We start from the raw sequence: 15,345 nt of genomic DNA on the forward strand, positions 1-15,345 counted from the left end.
CCTGAGTGGCTCGCAGCGGCCCGGCGGCCGCCGGGGGAAGTCTGTCGGAGCAGGGACGGCGGACGGCGCGACTACTCATCGGTGGTGGCCCGGCCGCGGTCCGGGACCGCCCGGCTAGCGTGGGCGGACGTGCCCGTGCTCACCCGCCCCGTTGCCGCCCGGCCGTACCCGGACGGGTCCGAGCGCGAGGGTGCCCACGCCCCCCACTACCTGGTGGTCGAGGCGGTGTCCCAGGTGTGGGAGCAGGTGCTGCTGGACCTGGACGACGGGGTCCTGGCGCCGCGCGACATCGCGGTGGTCCGGGCGGCCTTCGACTACCGGCACGAGGTGTTCGTGGCGCCGGCGGACTTCGAGGTGGACGTCGTCCGGATCGGGCGCACCTCGGTGGAGCTGGCCGTCCGCGTGCGCCAGGGCGGCCGGCCCGTCGTCGACGCGCAGGTCGTCGTGGCCCACGTGGACCCCGCCCGCACCGCCGCCGTCCCGCTCAGCGACCGCCAGCGCGCCGCGCTGGCGACGATCGCCGTCCCGGCGCCGGCCCCGGCCGGCTGACCGCCGGCCCTGCGCGGGGCGCCGATCGCGCGGACCATGGGGGAGTGCCCCAGCCCGATCGCGCCGCCCGGTTGACCGCGGCGCTGGACCGGGACGGCGCCACGTGCATCTGGTGCGGCCGGGTCCTCGGCGGGCTGGTGCCCCCGACCACCGAGCACGTCGTGCCCCGGGTCAAGGGCGGCCCCTCCTGGCCGGAGAACGAGGTCGCGGCCTGCCGCCGGTGCAACGCGGCCCGCGGTCACGTGGCGCCGGTGGAGTGGCTGGAGGAGTGCCGCCGGCGGGGCTGGGCACCCGACGCGGCGCGGCTGGAGCGGTCGCTCACCGCGCTGGCCGCGGCGATCGCCGAGCGGGGCGGCCAGCGGCGCGCCCGGCCCTACCTCGACGCCCAGCTGCGCCGGCTGCGGCGCCGGGCCCCGCGCGCGGCCGGTGCGTAGCGTGCCGACCGTGGAGACGGTGGTCGGCACGGTCGAGCAGGTGGCCGTGTACCCGGTGAAGTCCCTCGGCGGCCGCACGGTGCGCGCGGCGGACGTCGACGCCGCCGGGCTGCGCGGCGACCGGGCGTACGCGGTGGTCGACGCGACGACCGGTGAGCGGCTGACCGTGCGGACGACGCCGCGGATGCGCGAGGTCGTCGCCACCGGGGACGCCGCGGCCGACACCGGGACGCTCACCGCGGTGCTGGGCCGACCCGTGCGGCTGGCCGCCTCCGCGGCCGGCCCGCAGGTCGACGCGGCCGCCGTCCACCTGGTCAGCCGGCAGGCGGTGGACCGGGCCGCGGCCGGGGACGTGCCCGAGGGGTGCTCGGCCGGCGACCCGAGGGCCAACCTGCTCCTGGACCTGGTGGACGGCGCCGCCGACGAGCGGTCCTGGATCGGCCGGCACCTGCACGTGGGGGACGCGGTCCTGCGGCTGACCCGCCTGCCCAAGCACTGCCTCGGGGTCTATGCCGAGGTCGTGCGCGCCGGCGCCGTGGCGGTCGGCGACCCGGTGAGGCTGAGCGGTCCGGAACCGTCGCGCGGCTAGCCTGGCGGGCGTGCCGACGCCGGGGTCGCGCTGCCGCGCCGCAGCGTTCGCCGCCGTGCTCCTGCTCGCCGGGTGCGGCTCCGCGGCGCCGGAGCCCGGACCGGCGCCGGGGCCCGGACCGGAGCCGGCGTCGGAGCCGGCCCGGACGGAGCCCACCGCCCCGGTCCCCCCGACGCCGACGCCGGAGGAGATGACCCTCGTCGCGACCGGTGACGTGCTGGTGCACCAGGGACGGGCGCTCACCTCCGGTGCGGAGCTCCCGGGGGGCGGCTACGACTTCTCCCCGGTGCTCGCGCCGATCGCGCCGATCGTGTCCGCGGCCGACCTCGCCGTCTGCCACCTGGAGACGCCGGTCGCTCCACCCGGCGGGCCCTACTCCGGGTATCCCCGCTTCGCCGTGCAGCCGGAGATCGTCGACGCCCTGGCCGCGGCCGGCTACGACCTGTGCTCCACGGCGTCCAACCACTCCCTCGACGCCGGCACCGCCGGCCTGGTCCGCACCCTCGACGCCCTCGACGGTGCCGGGATCGCGCACACCGGGACCCATCGCACGGAGGCGGAGGCCACCACGCCGACCCTCGTCGAGGTCGGCGGGGTGACCGTCGGGCACGTGGCGGCCACGTTCTCCCTCAACGGCGTGCCGCTGCCCGACGGCTACGAGTGGTCGGTGGACGTCGTCGAGGTGCCCGACGTGGCGCCCCTGCTCGAGGCGGCGGCCCGGGCTCGTTCGGCCGGGGCCGACATCGTGGTCGCCAGCCTGCACTGCTGCGCCGAGTACGACCACGAGCCGACCGCGGCGCAGGAACAGGCGGTGGCGGCGCTGCTCGCCTCGCCCGACGTCGACCTCGTGCTCGGGCACCACGCCCACGTGGTGCAGCCGATGGCCCGCATCGGGGACGAGTGGGCGGCCTACGGGCTCGGCAACGCCCTGGCCGAGCACGCGACCCGCGGTCACGCCACCGAGGACTCCGTCATCGCCCGCTTCACCGTCGCGCGCGGGACCGACGGGCGGTACGGCGTCGTCCTCGCCGAGGCCGTGCCCGTCACCATCGAGCTCGGAGCGGACGCCGTCCGCGTCGTCCCGGCCGGCCCGGAGGCGTACGCGCGGATCGCCGCCGTGCTCGACGCCCGTGGCGCCGTGGCCGACGGTCTGCGGATCGTCCCGCGCTGACCGGCGACGCGCTCCGAACGGGGGTGCGCCGGTGGATACCCTGCAGGTGTCCCGGCCGCCCGGCCGGGACACCGCCGGACCACCCGTAGGAGACACCGTGCCTGCCGCGCCCACCCCCGCCGCCGTCGCCCCGATCCGGGTGCCGGCCGGGACGACGGCCCAGCAGGCGCTCAAGGACGCCGGCATCCCGCTCAAGGGACCCGACGGCGCCGTCGTCGTCCGCGACCTGGCGACCGGTGACCTGAAGGACCTCGCCTGGACTCCGGAGGCCGAGGCGGAGGTCGAGCCCGTACCGGCCGCCAGCCCCGACGGGCGCGCGGTCATCCGGCACTCGGCCGCGCACGTGCTGGCCCAGGCCGTCCAGGACCTGTTCCCCGGGACCCGGCTGGGCATCGGCCCGCCGGTCGAGAACGGCTTCTACTACGACTTCGACCCCGAGCGGCCCTTCACCCCCGAGGACCTGCAGGCGCTCGAGAAGCGGATGACCGAGATCGTCCGCGCCGGGCAGCACTTCGCCCGCCGGGAGATCAGCGACGCCGACGCCGAGGCCGAGCTCGCCTCCGAGCCGTACAAGCTCGAGCTCATCGGGCTGAAGGGCGGCGCCGGGGAGGTCGCCGAGGGCGCCGACGTCGAGGTCGGCGGCGCGCAGCTGACCATGTACGACAACCTCGACGCCCGCACCGGCGACCGGGTCTGGACCGACCTGTGCCGCGGGCCGCACCTGCCGCGCACCAGCACGATCCCCGCGTTCTCGCTGACCCGCAGTGCCGCCGCCTACTGGCGGGGGAGCGAGAAGAACCCGCAGCTGCAGCGCGTCTACGGCACCGCGTGGGAGAGCAAGGAGGCCCACAAGGCCTACCTCGAGCAGCTGGCCGAGGCCGAGCGCCGCGACCACCGCCGGCTGGGTGTCGAGCTCGACCTGTTCAGCTTCCCCGACGAGATCGGCTCCGGTCTGGCCGTCTTCCACCCCAAGGGCGGGGTCGTCAAGCGGGAGATGGAGGACTACGTCCGCCGCCGGCACATCGAGGAGGGCTTCGACTACGTCGGCAGCCCGCACATCAGCAAGGGCGGCCTGTTCGAGACCTCCGGGCACCTGCCGTACTACGCCAACACCATGTTCCCGCCGATGGAACTGGAGAACAGCGAGTACTACCTCAAGGCCATGAACTGCCCGATGCACAACCTGATCTTCCGGTCGCGCGGGCGGTCCTACCGCGAGCTGCCGCTGCGCTTCTTCGAGTTCGGGTCGGTGTACCGGTACGAGAAGTCCGGCGTCGTGCACGGCCTCACCCGGGTCCGCGGGCTGACCCAGGACGACTCGCACAGCTACGTCACCCCCGAGCAGGCACCCGGGGAGATCCGGCACCTGCTGGCCTTCGTGCTCGGGCTGCTGCGCGACTTCGGCCTCGACGACTACCACCTCGAGCTGTCGACCCGCGGGGAGTCGGAGAAGTTCATCGGCTCCGACGAGGAGTGGGCGCAGGCCACCGCCGTCCTCGAGGAGGCGGCCCGCGAGACCGGCCTGGAGCTCGTCCCCGACCCGGGCGGCGCGGCGTTCTACGGGCCGAAGATCTCCGTGCAGGCCCGCGACGCCATCGGCCGGACCTGGCAGATGTCGACCATCCAGTACGACTTCAATCAGCCCGCCCGCTTCGGCCTCGAGTACACGACCCCCGGCGGCGACCGGGCGCAGCCGGTGATGATCCACTCGGCGAAGTTCGGCTCCATCGAGCGGTTCTTCGGCGTGCTCACCGAGCACTACGCGGGCGCGTTCCCCGCGTGGCTCGCGCCGGTCCAGGTCGTCGGCGTCCCGGTCACCGACGAGCAGGTGCCCTACCTGACCGACGTCGCGCTGCGGTTGGAGGCGCGGGGCATCCGGGTCGAGGTCGACGACTCCGACGACCGCATGCAGAAGAAGATCCGGACGGCCAGCAAGCAGAAGGTGCCCTTCGTGCTCATCGCCGGGGCCACCGACGCCGAGGCCGGCGCGGTCTCCTTCCGCTTCCGCGACGGCAGCCAGCACAACGGCGTCCCCGTGCAGCAGGCCGTCGACGCGATCGCCGGCTGGGTGGCCTCGCGGGCCAACGCCGACCCGTCGGCCGACGCGCTGCAGGTGGCCGGATGACGGAGCAGGACGACGGCGTCACCATCGCGGTCTCCAGCGACGACGGCGGCCCGGCGACCGTCTTCGAGCACCTGTGGACGCCGTACCGGATGGCCTACATCCGCGGCGAGGGCAAGCCGACCGGCACGCACGACTGCCCGTTCTGCCTCATCCCGCAGATGGACGACGAGGAGGGGCTGGTCGTCGCCCGCGGGCGCACGGTGTTCGCGGTCCTCAACCTCTACCCGTACAACGCCGGGCACCTGATGGTCGTGCCCTACCGGCACGTGCCCGACTACACCGACCTGACGCCGGCGGAGGTCGCCGAGCTCGGCGCCTTCACGCAGACGGCGATGCGGGTGGTGCGCTCGGTCAGTGGCGCGCACGGGTTCAACATCGGCATGAACCAGGGGTCGGTCGCCGGCGCCGGCATCGCCGACCACCTGCACCAGCACGCCGTGCCGCGCTGGGGCGGGGACACCAACTTCATGCCGGTCATCGGGCTGACCCGGGTGCTGCCGCAGGTGCTGCGCGAGACGCGGGCGCTGCTGGCGGCCTCGTGGCCCGGGGCCGGCGCCGGGGAGGGCTGAGGTGCTCGGCTCGGGAGCCCGGGCAGCCGTCGGGCGGCTCTGGGCGCCGGTGGTCGCCACGCTCCTGCGCGCGGGGGTCACCGCCGACGCGGTGACGGTGACCGGCACCCTGGGGGCGGTCGCCGGCGCGCTCGGTCTCCTCGCGACCGGCCACCTGTTCTGGGGCGTGTTCACCGTGACCGTGTTCGTGCTGCTCGACATGCTCGACGGCGCGCTGGCCCGCGCCCGCGGCGGCGGCTCGGTGTTCGGCGCGGTGCTCGACTCCAGCCTCGACCGGCTGGTCGACGCCGCGGTGTTCGGCGCGCTGGTGTGGTGGTTCACCGGCGCGGGGGACAACCGGCTGCTGGCCCTGCTCGCGCTGCTCTGCCTCGTCCTGTCGGTGCTGACCAGCTACGTCAAGGCACGTGCCGAGGGCGTGGGCCTGCGCTGCGACGTCGGGATCGTGGAGCGCACCGAGCGCCTCATCCTGGTCCTGACCGGCACCGGGCTGTACGGGCTCGGTGTGCCGTACGCGGTCCACGTCGGGCTGTGGCTGCTGCTGGCGGGCAGCCTCGTCACCGTCGTGCAGCGGGGCGTGGAGGTGCACCGCCAGGCCCGGGGGCGGCGGCTGCCCAGCGCCCCGACGGCGCCGTGACGGCACAGCCGCGGGAGGCCGCCGTCCCGGTCGCCGAGGGTGCTCCGCCCGCCGGGGTGCGGGAGCGGGTCACCGCCCGGCTCACTGACCTGGGCTTCGCCGCCGGGTGGGGCGCGGTCAAGGCGCTGCCCGAGCCGGTGGCCCGCGCCGGCTTCGTTGCCGCCTTCGACCGGGTGGCCCGCCGCGACGGGCGCGGGGTCCGCCAGCTGCGCGCCAACCTGCGGGCGGTCACCGCCGCCGGCGGTCTGGACGAGGCGGCGCTCGACGCGCTGACCCGCCGGGCGATGCGCTCCTACGGCCGGTACTGGCAGGAGGCCTTCCGGCTGCCGCGGCTGGATCCCGCACGCATCGTCCGGGACACCGTGACCGAGGGCCGTGAGCACATGGACCGGGCCCGGGCGGCCGGCCGGCCGGTGGTCGCCGCCCTGCCGCACAGCGGGAACTGGGACGCCGCCGGGGTCTGGTTCATCGAGTACCTGGGCGGGCCGTTCCTGACCGTCGCCGAGCGGCTGCGGCCGGAGTCGCTCTACCGGCGCTTCGTCGCCTTCCGCGAGTCGCTGGGCATGCGGGTCGTGCCGCTCACCGGCGACCCGCAGCCCAGCGGCACCGTGCTCCGGGAGTGGCTGGACGGGGGCGGCGCGGTCTGCCTGCTCTGCGACCGGGACCTCGGCCGGCCCGGCGTGCCGGTGACCTTCGCCGGGCGGCCGACCACGATGCCCAGCGGCCCCGCGCTGCTCGCGGCCCAGACCGGCGCGGCGCTCGTCCCCGCCGTCCCCTCGTTCACCGCCCGCGGATGGCGGGTGGTGTTCCACCCCGAGGTGCCCCTCGACGGCGGCGGGCGGCTGCGCGACCGGGTGCACGCGGCGACCCAGCAGGTCGCCGACGCGTTCGGGGGCACCCTCGCCCGGTACCCCGAGGACTGGCACATGCTGGCGCGGATCTGGCCCGACGTACCGCCGGACCCTGCCGCCGCGGACCGGCCGGAGCGCGCCTGATGCGGATCGGGCTGGTCTGCCCCTACCACTGGGACCGTCCCGGCGGCGTCCAGTACCACGTGCGCGACCTCGCCGAGACCCTGCGCGAGCTGGGCCACCACGTCGAGGTGCTGACGCCGGCCGAGCACGAGGAGTCGCTGCCCGCCGAGCACGTCACCTTCGCCGGGCGGACGGTCCCGATCCCCTACAACGGGTCGATGGCCAGCGTGCAGTTCGGCCCGATCTCGGCCGCGCGGGTGCGCCGCTGGCTGCGCGAGGGCCGCTTCGACGTCGTCCACGTGCACGACCCGGCGCCGCCCTCGATCGGGCTGCTCGTGCTCATCCTCGCCGAGGGCCCCATCGTGGCGACGTTCCACGCGGCGACCGTGCGGTCCAAGTGGCTCGTCGCCTGGGGCCCGGTGATCCGCCCCTGGCTGGAGCGGATCAGCGGCCGGATCGCCGTCTCCGACTTCGCCCGCCGGCTGCAGGTCGAGCACCTCGGCGGCGACGCCGTCGTCATCCCCAACGGCGTGCACGTCGCCGTCTTCGCCGAGGGCCCGGAGCTGCCCGGCCGCAGCCGCGGCTCCGCGAACCCGACCATCGGCTTCCTCGGCCGCTACGACGAACCCCGCAAGGGGCTGCCGGTGCTGCTCGAGGCGATGCGCGACGTCGTCCGGCGCCACCCGGCCGCCCGCCTGCTCATCGCCGGCCGCGGCAACCCCGACGCGCTGCGCGCGTCGATCGCGCCGGACCTGCGGCCGCACGTCGAGCTGCTCGGCGAGCTGCCGGAGGCGGACAAGGCGGCCTTCCTGCGGTCGGTCGACGTGTACTGCGCGCCCAACCTGCTGGGGGAGTCCTTCGGGATCATCCTCATCGAGGCGCTGGCGGCCGGGGCGCCGATCGTCGCCAGCGACCTCGACGCCTTCGCCGCGGTCCTGGAGGACGGCGCCGTGGGCGACCTGGTCCGCCGCGGCGACGCGACCGCGCTGGCGGCCGCGCTCGGGGACCTGCTGGCCGACCCGGCCCGGCGCGCGGAGCTGTCGGAGCGCGGCCGGGCGGCGGCCCGGGGCTACGACTGGTCGGTCGTCGCCCGGCGCGTGCTGGCTGTCTACGAGACCGTCGTGCTGCCCGACGGTGCAGCGGTGACCGCCACCGACGACGACGCCGGGGTGTCGGGCTGACCGGGGGCGGGCCGGGCCGGCAGCCCCTGCGGCGGCGCGTGCGGCGCTAGCCTCCGGCCGTGGGTCTCTCCGTCTGGACGGTCGTCGCCGGCGTCGTCGTCGCGCTGCTCGTCGCCTGGACCGTGTGGACCCTCACCCGGCTGCGCCGCCTGGAGGGACGCGTGGACCGCGCGCGCACGGCGCTGGAGACCCAGCTGCGGCGGCGGGCGGCCCTGGCCGCCGAGATCGCGCGCGGCGGCGCCGCGGCCCTCGAGCCCGAGCGCGCCGGCCGCCTGGCGCGGGCCGCCGACGGTGCCCGGCTGCCCTGGACGCCGGACCGCGAGCAGGCGGAGAACCTGCTCGGCCGGGAGCTGCGCGGGCTGGTGCAGGAGCTGCCCGCGACGGAGAAGGCGCTGGCCGCCGACCTCGCCGGTACCGCGCAGCGGGTCGCCCTGGCCCGACGCTTCTACAACGACGCGGTCCGCGACACCCGGGAGCTGCGCGGCCGCCGGTTCCCCCGGCTCCTGCGGCTGCACGCCCGTCGCCCGCTGCCGCGCTACTTCGACATCGACGACAGCTACGGCGAGCTGGTGCGCACCGCCGGGCACCGGCGCCCCTGACCGCTCCGTACGATGGAGGGGGTCCACCGAGGGACCGACCCCCGATCTGCTGCGAGGCCACTTCCATGTCGACGTCCGACCGACCCACCCCGGCCACCGGCACGACCGCGGTCAAGCGCGGCATGGCCGAGCAGCTCAAGGGGGGCGTCATCATGGACGTCGTCACCCCCGAGCAGGCGAAGATCGCCGAGGACGCCGGCGCGGTCGCCGTCATGGCGCTGGAGCGGGTGCCCGCCGACATCCGCGCGCAGGGCGGGATCGCGCGGATGAGCGACCCGGACATGATCGAGGGGATCGTCTCGGCGGTCTCGATCCCGGTGATGGCCAAGGCGCGGATCGGGCACTTCGTCGAGGCGCAGGTGCTGCAGAGCCTGGGCGTGGACTACGTCGACGAGTCCGAGGTGCTCACCCCCGCCGACGAGGCGCACCACATCGACAAGCACGCGTTCACCGTGCCGTTCGTGTGCGGGGCCACCGACCTGGGCGAGGCGCTGCGCCGCATCGCCGAGGGCGCGGCGATGATCCGCTCCAAGGGCGAGGCCGGCACCGGCAACGTCGTCGAGGCCGTGCGGCACATGCGGGCCATCCGCGCCGGCATCCGCCGGCTGACGACCCTCGACGAGACCGAGCTGTTCGTCGCCGCCAAGGAGCTGCGCGCCCCGCACGACCTGGTGGCCGAGGTCGCCCGGACCGGCGCGCTGCCGGTCGTGCTGTTCACCGCCGGCGGCATCGCCACCCCCGCCGACGCGGCGATGATGATGCAGCTGGGCGCCCAGGGGGTGTTCGTCGGCTCGGGCATCTTCAAGTCCGGCGACCCCGCCCAGCGCGCCGCCGCGATCGTGCAGGCCACCACCTTCCACGACGACCCCGATGTGATCGCCAAGGTCTCCCGCGGCCTGGGCGAGGCGATGGTCGGCATCAACGTGACCACGCTGCCGGAGTCCGAGCGGTTCGCCACCCGCGGCTGGTGAGCCGGCCCGCCGCGGCTCGGTGAGCCCTGCGGCCGCCGGCGGCCGGATCGGCGGTGTGGACCTCGCCCGTGGCGTCGCGGTCCTGGGCATGTTCGGCGCCCACATGGGCATCGGGCGCGACGCGGAGCTGGACTGGGCCCCGTCGACGTGGCCGGCCGTGGTCGACGGGCGCTCGGCGGTCCTCTTCGCCGTCCTCGCCGGGGTGTCGATCGCCCTGCTCTCCGGCGGGCGGGAGCCGGCGGCGGGGGAGGAGCTGGTCCGGGCGCGGGTGCGCGTGCTCGTGCGGGCCGCGTGGATCTTCCTGATCGGCGGTCTGCTGGAGCTGCTCGGCACGTTCGTCGCGGTGATCCTCGGGGTCTACGCCGTCCTGTTCGTGCTCGCCGTGCCCTTCCTCCGCTGGCCACCCGGCCGGCTGCTCGTCCTCGCCGCGGTGCTCGCCGTCGTCGCCCCCGTCGTGGACCTCGTCGCCGGGCAGCTGGTCACCGAGCGCGGCGGGACGGACCTGCCGTTCGCCCGGCTCGTCGTCACCGGCTTCTACCCGGCGCTGATCTGGTGGACGTTCGTCCTGGTGGGGCTCGCCGTCGGGCGGCTCGACCTGCGCGCGGCACGGACGCGGGCCGGCCTGGTGGGCGCCGGCGCGGCGCTGGCCGTGCTCGGCTACGCGGGCGGGTGGCTGACCACGCGCACCTGGGCCGGCGGCCGGGCCTCCGACCGCATCGGCGAGGGGTACCGGCACGTCGGGGAGCTCGACCCGGCGTGGCTCAGCGGCGCGGCGCCGCACGGCGGGACGACGTTCGAGGTCGTGGGCTCCACCGGCGTGGCGCTGGCCGTGCTGGGGCTGTGCCTGGCGCTGGCCGACGGCGCGCCGTGGCTGGTCCGGCCGGTCGCCTCCGTCGGCGCCCTGGCCCTCTCCGTGTACGCCGCGCACCTGGTGGCGATCGCGCTGATCGACCCCGGCTTCCCCGCCGGGACCGGCCTGTGGCTGCGCTTCTGCGCCGTCGCGCTGGTCGCGGCGACCCTGTGGCGGACGCTAGTCGGCCGCGGCCCGCTCGAGTGGGTGCTCGCCCGGAGCTCGCGCGCCGCGGCGCGCCCGCCGCGGGCGGGTGGGGCGGCTGCCCGCGGGGCGGTGCCGCCCGCGCCGTAGATTGGCCGGCCGTGCGTGGAGGACCGGTCGTGGGCGTGCTGGCCCTGCAGGGAGACGTCCGCGAGCACCTCGCCGCGCTGGCCGCCGAGGGCGTCCCCGCGGTGCCGGTGCGGCGGCCCGAGGAGCTCGCCGGGGTCGACGGGCTGGTGATCCCGGGCGGGGAGTCGACGACCATCGCCAAGCTCGCCACCCGCTTCGGCGTCCTCGGCCCGCTGCGGGACGCCGTCCGGTCCGGGCTGCCCGCGTACGGCTCCTGCGCCGGGATGATCCTGCTGGCCGACCGGCTGCTCGACGCGCCGCCCGGTCAGGAGACGGTCGGCGGGCTGGACGTGACCGTGCGGCGCAACGCCTTCGGCCGGCAGGTCGACTCCTTCGAGTCCCGCGTGCAGCTCACCGGCACCGGCCTGGACGGACCGCCGGTGCCCGCCGTCTTCATCCGCGCACCGTGGGTGGAGGAGGCCGGGGCGGGCGTCGAGGTGCTCGGCCGGGTCGTCGGCGGACCGGGCGACGGTAAGATCGTGGCGGTTCGCCAGGGGGACCTCCTGGCCACCAGCTTCCACCCCGAGCTGACCGGGGACCGCCGGGTGCACGCGCTGTTCGTCGAGATCGTGCGCAGTGCCCGGGAGCGCAGGTCCGGCGCCGTCGCCGGGGAGGAGAGGAGACCACCGCCATGAGCGGCCATTCCAAGTGGGCGACCACGAAGCACAAGAAGGCCGGGATCGACGCCAAGCGGGGCAAGCTCTTCGCGAAGCTGATCAAGAACATCGAGGTCGCCGCCCGCACCGGCGGCGGAGACCCGGCCGGCAACCCGACGCTGTTCGACGCCATCCAGAAGGCGAAGAAGAGCTCGGTGCCCAACGACAACATCGACCGCGCGGTCAAGCGCGGGTCCGGCGCGGAGGCCGGCGGCGTCGACTACCAGGGCATCACCTACGAGGGCTACGCGCCCGGCGGGGTCGCCGTCCTCATCGAGTGCCTCACCGACAACAAGAACCGGTCGGCCATGGAGGTGCGCACGGCCATGACCCGCAACGGCGGGTCGATGGCCGACCCGGGCTCGGTGGCCTACCTGTTCTCCCGCAAGGGCGTCATCGTCGTGCCGGCGGCCGAGGGGGTCGACGAGGACTCGGTCCTCATGGCCGTGCTCGACGCCGGCGCCGAGGAGGTCCGCGACCAGGGCGACTCCTTCGAGGTCGTCTGCGAGCCCGGCGACCTGGTCGCCGTGCGCAGTGCGCTGCAGGACGCCGGGATCGACTACGACTCCGCCGACGCCGGGTTCGTGCCCAGCGTGAGCGTCGAGCTGGACGAGGAGACCGCGGGCAAGGTCTTCCGGCTCGTCGACGCGCTCGAGGACTGCGACGACGTACAGAACGTGTACGCGAACTACGACGTCTCCGACGAGGTGCTCGAGAGAATCTAGGACCCCCCTCCCGCCTCGCACGCTCGGCGCGGGCCCCTGCGAGCCGGTCATCGGTGTGTTGCGGCGCTGGTCGTCGGCCGCACCGGCTAGCCTCGGTCGAACACCAGTTCGGCAGTGGTCAGGAGGCTCCATGCGGGTGCTGGGCATCGATCCCGGCCTCACCCGGTGCGGGTGGGGCGTCGTCGACGGCCGCCCCGGCGCCCGGCCGGTCGCGGTCGGCGTGGGAGTGGTCCGCAGCTCGCCGGAGCTGGAGCTGGAGCTGCGCCTGCTGGAGCTGCACACGGCCGTCACCGCGCTGCTGCGCGAGCACCGGCCCGACGTGGTGGCCATCGAGCGGGTCTTCACCCAGAACAACAAGGGCACGGCCACCGGCACCGCGCAGGCGGCCGGGGTGGCGGCGCTGGCCGCGGCCCAGGCCGACCGGCCGGTCGCCTGGCACACGCCGAGCGAGGTCAAGGCCGCGATCTCCGGCAGCGGCCGGGCCGACAAGGAGCAGGTCGCACTCATGGTGACCCGGGTGCTCGGGCTGGCCGCCGCGCCGAAGCCGGCCGACGCGGCCGACGCCCTGGCCCTGGCCGTCTGCCACGTGTGGCGGGGCCCCGCGCAGCACCGGCTGCGCGTCGCAGCCCTCGCCGGAGGAATCGGAGCGGGCGTCCGACCGCGGACGCTCCCGCGTTGGCAGGGGGTCTGACCGTGATCGCGAGCGTGCACGGCCGGGTGGCGGCGGTGTCGCCGGACGGCGCCGTGGTGGAGGTCGGCGGCGTGGGCCTGGCCGTGCAGTGCACGCCGGGCACCATCGCCCGGCTGCAGGTGGGGGAGAGCGCGCGGCTGTCGACCAGCCTCGTCGTCCGCGAGGACTCGCTCACCCTCTACGGCTTCGCCGACGACGACGAGCGGCAGCTGTTCGAGCTGCTGCAGACCGCCAACGGGGTGGGGCCGCGGCTGGCCCAGGCGGTGCTGGCGATCCACCCGCCCCGGGAGGTGCGCCGCGCCGTGTCGATGGCCGACGTGAAGGCGCTCATGCAGGTGCCCGGGATCGGCAAGAAGGGCGCCGAGCGGTTGATCCTGGAGCTGCGCGACCGGCTCGGCACCACCGCGACCGACACGTCGCTCGACGGCCCCGCCCTGCCGGCGGGCACGGTGCCGCTGACGCCGATCGCCCCCTGGCGTGACCAGCTCACCGCGGCTCTGGTGGGCCTGGGCTGGTCGGGCAAGGAGGCCGAGACGGCGCTCGCCGCTCTCGCCCCGGTCGCCGAGGAGCAGCAGGAGAACGGCGGCGTGCAGATCGCCGCCCTGCTCCGGCAGGCCATCCAGCTCCTGGGGCGGTCGTGAGCGCGCCGTTCGACCGGGGGCTGCCCGCCGAGGTCGACGACGACCTCGGCCGCCAGTTCGCCGTGTCCCCGCAGGCCGGCGAGGAGGAGCGCGTCGTCGAGTCGGCGCTGCGCCCGCACTCGCTGCACGACTTCATCGGCCAGCCGAAGGTCGCCCGCCAGCTGGCCCTGGTGCTCGAGGGAGCCAAGCGCCGCGGCCGGCCGCCGGACCACGTGCTGCTGTCCGGTCCGCCCGGGCTGGGCAAGACCAGCCTCGCGCTCATCATCGGCTCGGAGCTGGGCACCTCGGTGAAGATCACCAGCGGGCCGGCCATCGAGCGGTCCGGCGACCTGGCGGCGATGCTGTCCAACCTCGGCCCCGGTGACGTGCTGTTCATCGACGAGATCCACCGCATCGCCCGGCCGGCCGAGGAACTGCTGTACATGGCGATGGAGGACTTCCGGGTCGACGTCGTCGTCGGCAAGGGGCCCGGCGCCACCGCCATCCCGCTGGACATCAACCCCTTCACGCTGGTCGGCGCCACCACGCGGGCCGGGCTGCTGACCGGGCCGCTGCGCGACCGCTTCGGCTTCGTCGGCCAGATGGAGTTCTACGAGCCGGCCGAGCTGCAGCAGGTGCTGGCCCGCAGCGCCGAGCTGCTCGGCGTGGAGCTGACCCCCGACGGGTCGGCGGAGATCGCCGGCCGCTCGCGGGGCACCCCGCGGATCGCCAACCGGCTGCTCCGCCGGGTGCGCGACTACGCCGAGGTGGAGGCCGACGGCCGGGTGACCCTCGCGGTCGCACGGGCGGCGCTGGCCCTCTACGACGTCGACGACCTCGGGCTGGACCGGCTCGACCGTGCGGTGCTCGAGGCGCTGGTCGTGCGCTTCGGCGGCGGGCCGGTCGGCGTCTCCACCCTGGCGGTCGCGGTCGGAGAGGAGTCGCACACCGTCGAGGAGGTGTGCGAGCCGTTCCTCGTCCGCGCCGGCCTGCTCGCGCGGACGCCGCGGGGCCGGGTGGCCACGGAGGCGGCCTGGCGGCACCTCGGTCAGCCGCTCCCGCGCGGCGGTCTCCCGCTCGGCAGCGGCTCACCCGTCACGTTGGCCCCGCGCCCGGACCCCGAACCGCTCTTCGACGCCTAGACTGCCTGTCGCTGGCGCGCAACTCGACCGAGGAGACGGTCCGGCCGGCCGTGCGCTCCACGGCTGGTCGCTGCGCGCCCCAGTGATGTGAACAGCCGACGTACCCGAGCGGTCCCGTCCCGGATCGCACCGACCGCGCGCAGTCCCGGCGCGGTAGAGAGGCACCCCTGCCGTGGAGTTCTTTCCCCTGATCCTGCTCGCGCTGGCCTTCGTGCTGCTCATCGTGATGCCGGCGCGCCAGCGCAAGCGGATGGCGGCCCAGCAGCAGCAGATGCAGGAGTCCCTGCAGCCGGGGACGCCCGTCATGACGACCAGCGGCATGCACGGCACGGTGTCGGGCAAGACCGACACCACCGTGGACGTCGAGGTCGCGCCGGGGGTGGTCGTCACCTTCGCGCTGCAGGCCATCCTCGAGGTGCGCAAGCCGGTGACCGCCGGCTCCGACGCCACCTCCACCGACGGTGCGACCCCTGGCGACGACACCCCGGGCATCGTCGACGGCGGTCCCGCCGACCAGAACCGCTGAGCTTCC

The 15,345-nt window shown here is 75.6% G+C and carries 18 protein-coding genes; all 18 read left to right on the forward strand.

Features of this window, described 5'->3' with window-relative positions; genetic code table 11:
- Window positions 1–129 precede the first annotated feature (129 nt).
- The 18 genes from ACK586_RS11505 to yajC all read left to right on the forward strand — a co-directional run bounded on the left by ACK586_RS11505 (window position 130) and on the right by yajC (window position 15,339).
- Window positions 130–549 (forward strand): acyl-CoA thioesterase, encoded by a 420-nt coding sequence (locus ACK586_RS11505; protein WP_409330614.1) that lies wholly within the window; start codon window positions 130–132, stop codon window positions 547–549.
- A 44-nt stretch (window positions 550–593) separates the two neighbouring features.
- Entirely contained in the window at window positions 594–983 is a 390-nt protein-coding gene (locus ACK586_RS11510; RefSeq protein ID WP_409330615.1) for an HNH endonuclease, read from the forward strand.
- A gap of 10 nt (window positions 984–993) precedes the next feature.
- Window positions 994–1,572: an MOSC N-terminal beta barrel domain-containing protein gene (locus ACK586_RS11515; RefSeq protein WP_409330616.1), complete on the forward strand. Its 579-nt coding sequence runs from the start codon at window positions 994–996 to the stop codon at window positions 1,570–1,572.
- A gap of 190 nt (window positions 1,573–1,762) precedes the next feature.
- Window positions 1,763–2,743, forward strand: a complete 981-nt coding sequence (locus ACK586_RS11520) for a CapA family protein (protein WP_409330617.1) — start codon at window positions 1,763–1,765, stop codon at window positions 2,741–2,743.
- A 97-nt stretch (window positions 2,744–2,840) separates the two neighbouring features.
- Window positions 2,841–4,868 carry a threonine--tRNA ligase gene (gene thrS, locus ACK586_RS11525; protein ID WP_409330618.1) on the forward strand — a complete coding sequence of 676 codons (2,028 nt, stop codon included), beginning with the start codon at window positions 2,841–2,843 and terminating at the stop codon, window positions 4,866–4,868.
- Window positions 4,865–5,437, forward strand: coding sequence for an HIT family protein (locus ACK586_RS11530; RefSeq protein WP_409330619.1), 573 nt, complete (start codon window positions 4,865–4,867; stop codon window positions 5,435–5,437). The genes thrS and ACK586_RS11530 overlap by 4 nt, the downstream gene beginning before the upstream one ends.
- A 1-nt stretch (window position 5,438) precedes the next feature.
- Window positions 5,439–6,071, forward strand: coding sequence for a phosphatidylinositol phosphate synthase (pgsA, locus tag ACK586_RS11535; RefSeq protein WP_409330620.1), 633 nt, complete (start codon window positions 5,439–5,441; stop codon window positions 6,069–6,071).
- Window positions 6,068–7,066 (forward strand): phosphatidylinositol mannoside acyltransferase, encoded by a 999-nt coding sequence (locus ACK586_RS11540; protein WP_409330621.1) that lies wholly within the window; start codon window positions 6,068–6,070, stop codon window positions 7,064–7,066. Before pgsA ends, ACK586_RS11540 begins: the two co-directional genes overlap by 4 nt.
- Window positions 7,066–8,226: a glycosyltransferase family 4 protein gene (locus ACK586_RS11545; protein WP_409330622.1), complete on the forward strand. Its 1,161-nt coding sequence runs from the start codon at window positions 7,066–7,068 to the stop codon at window positions 8,224–8,226. The genes ACK586_RS11540 and ACK586_RS11545 overlap by 1 nt, the downstream gene beginning before the upstream one ends.
- Window positions 8,227–8,285: 59 nt before the next feature.
- Window positions 8,286–8,825, forward strand: a complete 540-nt coding sequence (locus tag ACK586_RS11550; RefSeq protein ID WP_409330623.1) for a LemA family protein — start codon at window positions 8,286–8,288, stop codon at window positions 8,823–8,825.
- A gap of 65 nt (window positions 8,826–8,890) precedes the next feature.
- Complete coding sequence (gene pdxS / locus ACK586_RS11555; RefSeq protein ID WP_409330624.1) at window positions 8,891–9,796, forward strand: pyridoxal 5'-phosphate synthase lyase subunit PdxS; 906 nt, start codon at window positions 8,891–8,893, stop codon at window positions 9,794–9,796.
- Between the two features lie 19 nt (window positions 9,797–9,815).
- Window positions 9,816–10,940, forward strand: coding sequence for a heparan-alpha-glucosaminide N-acetyltransferase domain-containing protein (locus ACK586_RS11560; RefSeq protein ID WP_409330625.1), 1,125 nt, complete (start codon window positions 9,816–9,818; stop codon window positions 10,938–10,940).
- A gap of 11 nt (window positions 10,941–10,951) precedes the next feature.
- Complete coding sequence (gene pdxT, locus ACK586_RS11565; RefSeq protein WP_409330626.1) at window positions 10,952–11,614, forward strand: pyridoxal 5'-phosphate synthase glutaminase subunit PdxT; 663 nt, start codon at window positions 10,952–10,954, stop codon at window positions 11,612–11,614.
- Window positions 11,611–12,360 carry a YebC/PmpR family DNA-binding transcriptional regulator gene (locus tag ACK586_RS11570; protein WP_409330627.1) on the forward strand — a complete coding sequence of 250 codons (750 nt, stop codon included), beginning with the start codon at window positions 11,611–11,613 and terminating at the stop codon, window positions 12,358–12,360. The genes pdxT and ACK586_RS11570 overlap by 4 nt, the downstream gene beginning before the upstream one ends.
- Before the next feature lie 130 nt (window positions 12,361–12,490).
- On the forward strand, window positions 12,491–13,051 hold the full coding sequence (gene ruvC, locus ACK586_RS11575; RefSeq protein WP_409330628.1) for a crossover junction endodeoxyribonuclease RuvC: 561 nt from the start codon (window positions 12,491–12,493) through the stop codon (window positions 13,049–13,051).
- Window positions 13,036–13,692 (forward strand): Holliday junction branch migration protein RuvA, encoded by a 657-nt coding sequence (gene ruvA, locus ACK586_RS11580; RefSeq protein ID WP_409330629.1) that lies wholly within the window; start codon window positions 13,036–13,038, stop codon window positions 13,690–13,692. The genes ruvC and ruvA overlap by 16 nt, the downstream gene beginning before the upstream one ends.
- Entirely contained in the window at window positions 13,689–14,813 is a 1,125-nt protein-coding gene (gene ruvB, locus ACK586_RS11585; RefSeq protein ID WP_409330630.1) for a Holliday junction branch migration DNA helicase RuvB, read from the forward strand. The genes ruvA and ruvB overlap by 4 nt, the downstream gene beginning before the upstream one ends.
- A 172-nt stretch (window positions 14,814–14,985) precedes the next feature.
- Complete coding sequence (yajC, locus tag ACK586_RS11590; protein ID WP_409330631.1) at window positions 14,986–15,339, forward strand: preprotein translocase subunit YajC; 354 nt, start codon at window positions 14,986–14,988, stop codon at window positions 15,337–15,339.
- Window positions 15,340–15,345: the final 6 nt, after the last annotated feature.

It is taken from the genome of Trujillonella humicola (genome assembly GCF_046233715.1).
In the GTDB taxonomy this organism is placed as follows: domain Bacteria; phylum Actinomycetota; class Actinomycetes; order Mycobacteriales; family Geodermatophilaceae; genus Trujillonella; species Trujillonella humicola.

Bases quoted from the DNA above. Each gene is read 5' to 3' on its own strand.
- ACK586_RS11570 (WP_409330627.1), top strand. From the start codon at position 11,611: ATGAGCGGCCATTCCAAGTGGGCGACCACGAAGCACAAGAAGGCCGGG.
- pdxS (WP_409330624.1), top strand. From the start codon at position 8,891: ATGTCGACGTCCGACCGACCCACCCCGGCCACCGGCACGACCGCGGTC.
- ruvC (WP_409330628.1), top strand. From the start codon at position 12,491: ATGCGGGTGCTGGGCATCGATCCCGGCCTCACCCGGTGCGGGTGGGGC.
- ACK586_RS11530 (WP_409330619.1), top strand. From the start codon at position 4,865: ATGACGGAGCAGGACGACGGCGTCACCATCGCGGTCTCCAGCGACGAC.
- ACK586_RS11520 (WP_409330617.1), top strand. From the start codon at position 1,763: ATGACCCTCGTCGCGACCGGTGACGTGCTGGTGCACCAGGGACGGGCG.
- ACK586_RS11545 (WP_409330622.1), top strand. From the start codon at position 7,066: ATGCGGATCGGGCTGGTCTGCCCCTACCACTGGGACCGTCCCGGCGGC.